This window comes from Paenibacillus sp. MY03, from assembly GCF_002165585.1.
GTDB lineage: Bacteria > Bacillota > Bacilli > Paenibacillales > Paenibacillaceae > Pristimantibacillus > Pristimantibacillus agaridevorans.
The window spans coordinates 1-7,254 of the sequence record NZ_MXQD01000027.1 but is presented as its reverse complement, the minus strand read 5'-3'; the positions used below and the strand labels follow the sequence as shown (position 1 = coordinate 7,254).

Genomic DNA, 7,254 nt, shown 5'->3' with positions numbered 1-7,254 from the left:
TCGGTTGGCTGCCTTTAAGTCGGCGAGATCGACTTAAACTAGCGGATACGCTCGGTTGGTGACCTTTAAGTCGTTATGGCCGACTTAAACTTGCGGTTACGCACGGTTGGTGGCCTTTAAGTCGGTATGGCCGACTTAAACTTGCGGTTACGCATGGTTGATGGCCTTTAAGTCGTTATGGCCGACTTAAACTTGCGGATACGCACGGTTGGTGGTTTTTAAGTCGGCGAAACCGACTTGAACTAGCGTATGCGCTCTGTTGGCGGCATTTAAGTCGGCGAGATCGACTTAAACTAGCGGCTGCGGTCGATTGGCGGCCTTTAAGTCGGTATGGCCGACTTAAACTTGCGGTTACACACGGTTGGTGACCTTTAAGTCGGTATGGCCGACTTAAACTTGCGGATACGCTCGGTTGGTGGTCTTTAAGTCGGCGAAACCGACTTAAGCTTGCGTATGTGCTCGGTTGGCGGCTTTTAAGTCGGTGAGACCGACAAACTGATATATACAAAAAGACGCTTTCCGAACCTACTTCGGAGGGCGTTTTTGCATTTTATAATAATGCCAGAAAAGCCGCAAGATTGCAGGCATCAGGCGGAATGCTGATTCATATACTCTATCAATTCGGTAATAAGAAGGAAGACGATAGAGGATGGTGCATTCAGATGAGACGAATAGTACAAGCTTCTTTATGCGTGACGATATTGTGGTTCGGCGTTATGCAAGTGGACGGTGGACTGGGCTGGCAGGGGAAAGCGGCGGGTGCGGCGAGCAACATTGGGGATCTGCGGACAGTTACTTATCAGTACGAGGCGAAGTCGCTGCTTGCAAAGCCGGACGGCAAAGCGGGACAAGCTCCTTCGCCTAATGATAGAGATGGCCATACAGCGGAAACGACTAATTTGGAGAAGGTTAAAGCGGGAGCAGCAGGAGGAGGAAACAATGAGATTCAACCCGAGATGGAAGGAATCAGTACCGTTGCAAGCGGGAAGAGTGTCGACCGTACAACTGTTTACGGGGCAAACCGAGGAGGAGCTGATAACGCAAAGTCTGCTGACGGCGGAACGAATGGCGGCAAGGGCACAGTAGAGTCGACCAGCGACGGAACGAGTAGCGACAAGGGCACAATAAAGTCGACCAACGATGGAGCGAATGGCGGCAAAGGTACAGCAGAGTCGACCAACGATGGAGCGAATGGCGACAAGGTTACAGTAGAGTCGAACAACGGCGGAGCGAATGGCGCCAAGGGTACAGCAGAGTCGACCAGCGACGGAACGAATGGCGACAAGGGCACAGTAGCGTCGACCAGCGACGGAGCGAATAGCGGAGTAGAGACTGTAAAGTCGGCCAACGATGGATCGGTCGGGGTTGCGGAGTCTGGCCAAACATCCCGAGGCACGAAGTCGGATGGCACGGGAACGGGCACTGCCCCGGATGTTCCGGCTTCCAAGCAGCCGGAGAAAGTCGTCTACTTGACGTTCGACGATGGCCCGAGCAAGCATACTCCTGAGGTGCTGAGCATTTTGAAGCGTGAGGGTGTGACCGCGACGTTCTTTCTGCTGGGGCAGCAGGTGGAGCGCCAGCCCGAGCTTGTGAAGCAGATCGTTGCCGAAGGTCATGCCATCGGCAACCATACATACAATCATGTCTACAGGGAGCTGTATGGCGGCTTCCGGAACTTCGCGGACCAAATAATGCGGACGGATGACGCGATTTTCCAGGCAGCGGGCATCCGAACGACGCTCGTCCGGGCGCCGGGCGGCACGTATGCCAACTTCGACCAAGGATACTTCGACGCGATGAAGGCGGCGGGCTACAAGGTGCATGACTGGAACGTCGACAGCGGCGATTCCAAGCGTGTTGGCGTGCCAGCCTCGGAAATAATCGCGAACATACGCGCATCCAAAATCGCAAACACGCTTAACGTGCTTATGCACGACAGCGGCGGTCACGAGGAGACGGTGAAGGCGCTGCCTTCTATCATTGCCTACTATAAGCAAATGGGTTATTCTTTTGCCGCTCTGAGCGACGGGGTTGATCCTATGCAGTTCAAGGTTGCGAGTCAATCGAAGTGGAGCAGGGGGAGCGTCACCGAGTCGGACAAGCAATCGCTGGCAGCGTTCGCTTCCAGGCTGGATCGGAAGGGGGGCATCGCGAAGCAGGCTGAACCGGCGCTTATCATTCATCGCGGAGAAAAAAGTCTGGAGCTCCAGGCTTTCGAATATACGCTGCAGAACGGCACCATTCGCGTTCCGCTCGACAAGCTGAGCGAATGGCTCGGCGGCAAGGCCGAGCTCGACGAGAAGGAAGGCGTCATCGAAGTGACGTTGGACGGCAGACAATGGTTCTGGCTGACGGACCAGGCGTCGTCGGGACAGGGAAACGAGGTGAAGCTGGATGTGCCAATCCGGGCGACGCTGGCTCAGTTCGGGATGGAAATTGAGAATTATGTATTGACGAAGGAGCGGAGAGAGATCTGGATCGGGCAGTAGAGGAAATGCGAGATTAACGATAGTCCGGGAATGCGGTGCAGAGTAAGACCGGCAAGGAAATCTAGCAGGTCTAAACAGGGGCGATACTGGCGAGACTGAAAAATAGATAGATTTATTTTTCGGGAGGCGACAGTACGATGATAACCCCTCAATTTATAGGAAATGATTACGAGCAAGTAAAGACGACGGGCAGTCCCGGCCATTCCTGGGCGGAGCCGCCGCAAGCGCTGCTTCATAGACTTCAGGGCAAGGTGGAGCAAGTGTTGGTCGGCAAGGGAGCCCTTATAAAACAAATGTTAATCAGCATGCTGGCAGGCGGACATGTGCTGCTGGAGGATATTCCCGGCGTAGGCAAAACGATGCTGGCAGGAGCGATCGCCCGAACGGTGGGCGGCGAGTTCAAGCGTATTCAATTTACCTCCGATATGCTCCCTGCTGATGTGACGGGCGGTCTCGTCCTGGACGGACGGTCGGGCGAGCTGCAATTCCGTCCCGGACCGATTATGGCGAATGTCGTGTTGGCCGACGAAATCAATCGGACGTCGCCGCGCACGCAATCCGCGCTGCTGGAGGCGATGGAGGAGCGGAGAGTGACGGTAGAGGGGAAAACGAGACGGCTTCCTGTACCCTTTATGCTGATCGCGACGCAGAACCCGCTAGACTTCGAAGGGACGAACGCGCTGCCGGAGGCGCAGATGGACCGGTTTATGATGCGATTGTCGATCGGATACCCGGGCATTGCCGACGAGAAACGTATTCTGGAGCAATATGCGCTGGGAAGACGCGTGGAGCCTGAACGCATCAGACCTGTCATGGCTCCGCAGGAATGGCTGCAGATGCAAGCCGAAGCCCGGCAGGCTCATGTCCATTCCTCGCTGCTGGAGTATATGGTCGCGGTGGCGGACGCTACACGCAGGTCGCCTGACATTGCACTCGGACTGAGTCCGCGCGCGCTCAGGGATTGGCTGCGCGCTGCGCAGGCCGCCGCATATATCGAGGGAAGAGGTTATGTCATTCCCGACGATTTGCTGGGTACCGCCGATTCTGTGCTGTCGCACAGACTTGCGCTTAGGGGAAGAGCGGGAGCCGGCGGCAGAGACGCAAGCGGACTAATGGCCTCTATCGTTCGGTCGACGCCTTTCCCGCCGGAAGCGGGAGCCGTCTACAACAGCAGGGGGCGCCGATGATGCCGGGAGGAGCGAGCAAACAAAATCCGGGGGAAGCCGGTCGTGACGGAAGGAAGCGGGATAAGCAGCGAGCGAAGCAAAATGGAAGGAAGCGGGATAGACAGCGAGCGAAGCAAGATGTAAGGAAGTCGAATGCGGCAGGCGGGTGGCCCGAGGCTGACAAGCCCTATTACCGCACGCGCCGGGTTGCCTGGTGCGTCATTATTTTGGCGCTGGCGGGCTGCGGCGGCGCGGCTGTGGTACGCGGCGGCGCGCTTGAATGGTACGCTTTTGCCGTTTTGCTCGGCGTTGCTTTGTTTAGCGGCGTGCTGCCACTTGCGGCATCCAGAGGTTTAAAGATCGTTCGGACGCTGCCTGGCGAGGGGGAAAAAGCCGCGGGGGAAGAAGCCGTCATTTCCGTGGAAATCGAAAGGCGCTGGCGGTTTCCTTTTGTCTGGTTCGCCGTGGAGGATGATATTTGCAATGAATCGCTGATGTCTCCGTCCACGATGACTTGCCGCAACGTGGCGATTCCGGGTTCGGAGGCATGCAGCGTCTTGACATACGAGCTTCCTCTTCGACACAGAGGCGTCTACGCATTCAGGAATATAACGGTTACCGTCGGCGATTGGCTGGGATTAACGGCTATTCGGACAACGCTGAACATACGCGATGAACTGAAGGTATGGCCGTCCTTGCCGGAGGGCACCGGATTATCGATGCCGCCCGTAACAGGGGCAATCGGCGACGAACCAGCCTATGATTCGGAAGCTTCCGCGGAATGGGGCGGCAGGATTGGCGACCGAGACATGAGCAAAAGAGCTGTATCCGGTTCCGGACCGGACAGCAGGCCTTACCGCGAGGGAGACTCCATTCGCCATCTTGACTACCGGGCCGCTGCCAGGGGCAGAGGGCTGCGCGTCAAATCGGCCATACTGGAGCAGTATCCGTCCTCGACCATGTACATTGATACGTTGGCGGAGTCTTATGGAGGTCAAGATGCCAGATTCGAGTCTTGTCTCTCTTGGGCTGCCTTCGAAGCCAAAACGTTATTCCACGCCGGAGCGCATGTCAGAATCGTAACGCCCGGCTGGACGTTCGAAATGGAGGGGACTTCCGCCAAGTCGAACCAGCTGCAGGAGTTGTTTGGCTTGCTGGCAGGCTTGCGGGCCGAGACGGAAGGAAGCGGGCGGGATTGGCTCGACCATGCTTCGCTGCCGGCGAGAGGGGCGGTGCATGTGTTCAGCGGCAATTGGAAGGAAGCTCATCGATGGCTGCCTCTGCCGATCGATTCCGCCGAGGAAGCCGGAAGACCGGCCCTCCATCTGGTTATGGAGGGCACTGATGTGACGAGCGAGATGCGGAGCAGCCAGAGGGAACTGGAGAAGCTTGGCGTACGTGTCCGCTGGCTTCCTCCGGCAGAAGCCGGAGCGGCATGGCTCAAGGCCGGGAAGGGGGCGGATCGTTATGCCCTCGGATAATGTTCATGATCGGCATTCGGAAGGAACGCTGATGTACAGGCTGTTGACCAGCCTCCTCCTTTTCGGTCTGCTGGCGGAATGGCTGCTGCCTTGGACGGGGGCGAGCGAATGGGCGGTCATCTATCATCCCATGCCTCTGTTGGCTATTATAGGCTGCATGCTCGCCGCGGGGCTTATCCGCATGCCATGGATGATATCCGTGCTGCTGCATGCTTGTATATGCCTTTTTTGCATCATGTGGTTGTACAAGGGACAGGATCAAAGTCCGGCGGAATGGTTCCTGGCTTTCCCTGGACTGATCGGAGAAAATATCGGGCTAATGGCACAAGGCGGGCTCTGGGCCATGTCGGGCGAGCTCCGGACGCTTATGCTGTTCGCGGGCTGGGCCATGCTGGCGCCGGCGCTGCAGGCGCTTGTCTGGGTCAGGCAGGCGGCGCTTGGCATTGCGGCGGCAACGCTGCTGTACCTGGGCATTTTGCACATCTGGCTCGGCATGGACGTTCTTGCCGGTTTTTTGCGCACGACGGCCGAAGGACTGTTGCTGGCCGCGATCGTGGCTGTGCCGAGAGTTCGGCGCGTGCTGGACATCGGCGAGAAGCGACTGAAGGATATCGACAAAAGCTGGCTTGCCGGCGCGCTTTTTGTCACGCTGGTTATCGCAGGCGGCGCGCTTCTGGCGACCGTGGACAGGGAGAGCGAGCTGGCTCCCGCGAAGTGGACGACGGCCATGACGGACCGGCTGCAGCAGAGTTTTCAATCCATCGGGGGCGACGGCAAAGCCGTGGCGACGATGAGAAGCTGGAACGGCGGACAGCTTGGCAGAGCGTTGACCGGGTACGGTTTTGACGACAGCGAGTTAGGGATGCCGCTCAGCAGCGACGATAGCATCATGTTTAAAGGATTATCGCCCGTACGCGCGTATTGGCGCGGCGAATCCAAATCCACGTACGACGGCAGGGGCTGGATCAGCGATGACAGGGCGCTTACCCTGAAGCCTGTTTTGGGGACGGACAAAGGTGCGGAGTCGACAGGAACGGCGAGCAACGCAAGTGGAGACGGTGCTGCTGTCTTGCTTGGCCGGCCCATTCGCCAAACGTTAGTGTGGGAAAACCCGGCGGCGGAGATGCCGATTATTGCGTCTGGCTTGAACGGGAAAGTGACGGAGCTCATCGCGGCCGATCCAAGGCGGAAGCTGGGCAGCTATTTGGTTAACGAGGCGGCGGACGCGCTGTACGCGGCTTCCGAGACGGCGAAGCTGGAGCGTTATTCCGTTACAAGCTATATGCCGGTGACGGAGGAGAAGGCGTTGCGTTCGCTGGGGAGCGGCGGCGCCGTCCAAGCAGTCGATGATGGCGGAAGGCCAAGCGCAAAATCGCGGGAGACAAACGCGGCCCTTTCAAGCGGCGCGCTGACGGAGGCGGAGCTTAAGCCGTACCTCCAGCTGCCGGCATCGCTGCCAGGCCGGGTGTCCGCGCTGGCGGCCGAGGTGGCTGGAGCGGGCATGACATCCCTCTACGACCGCGTGAAGGCGGTGGAGCTCTACCTGGAGACCACGTATGGCTACACGAAGTCGGGCAGCGAGCTGCCGCCGGAGGGAGACGACTTCGTCGACCACTTCCTGTTCGAGCAGCGTCAAGGTTACTGCGTCCATTTCTCCACGGCAATGGTCGTCATGCTGCGTTCGCAAGGTATTCCGGCGCGCTGGGTCAAGGGTTTCACGCCAGGCGATGCGACGGGCGAGATCGCATTGACGGGCAGCGGAGGGAGCGCGGGAGCGGCGGCCGAGCGCGTCTATGAAGTGCGCGGATCGGATGCGCATGCCTGGGTTGAGGTTTATTTTCCCGGGGCGGGATGGGTGCCGTTCGACCCGACCCCCGGCTATGGCGGCGCAACGGAGATCGCTTCGGCAGCCGCAGGCGATGGCACGGGAGCGTCGGCGGACGCGGACGGCTCTGTGCCGGCCGGGCTAGCCGGAGGCGCGACCGGCCTTGCGAGGTTCGAGGCGGCGGCTGAGGAGGCCGCCTCTGCGGTGGCGCGAGCGGCCGCAGGGCTCGCGAGCGCGGCGCGCAGCGCCTGGGACGCTGCGGCGGCGTCGCCGGGCGCAGCAGCCGCCGCAGG

4 protein-coding genes are annotated in these 7,254 nt (G+C 59.1%); all 4 read left to right on the top strand.

Annotated elements, in window-relative coordinates:
* Positions 1-662: 662 nt before the first annotated feature.
* Positions 663-2,489 (top strand): polysaccharide deacetylase family protein, encoded by a 1,827-nt coding sequence (locus tag B1748_RS20440; RefSeq protein WP_256975791.1) that lies wholly within the window; start codon positions 663-665, stop codon positions 2,487-2,489.
* Positions 2,490-2,626: 137 nt separating this feature from the next.
* A complete protein-coding gene (locus B1748_RS20435) occupies positions 2,627-3,676 on the top strand; it encodes an AAA family ATPase (RefSeq protein WP_087569801.1) in 1,050 nt (349 codons plus the stop codon).
* Positions 3,673-5,136, top strand: coding sequence for a DUF58 domain-containing protein (locus tag B1748_RS20430; RefSeq protein ID WP_087569800.1), 1,464 nt, complete (start codon positions 3,673-3,675; stop codon positions 5,134-5,136). Before B1748_RS20435 ends, B1748_RS20430 begins: the two co-directional genes overlap by 4 nt.
* A partial coding sequence (locus B1748_RS20425) for a transglutaminase-like domain-containing protein (protein ID WP_087569799.1) occupies positions 5,123-7,254 on the top strand: 2,132 nt, incomplete at its 3' end. The genes B1748_RS20430 and B1748_RS20425, both read left to right, overlap by 14 nt.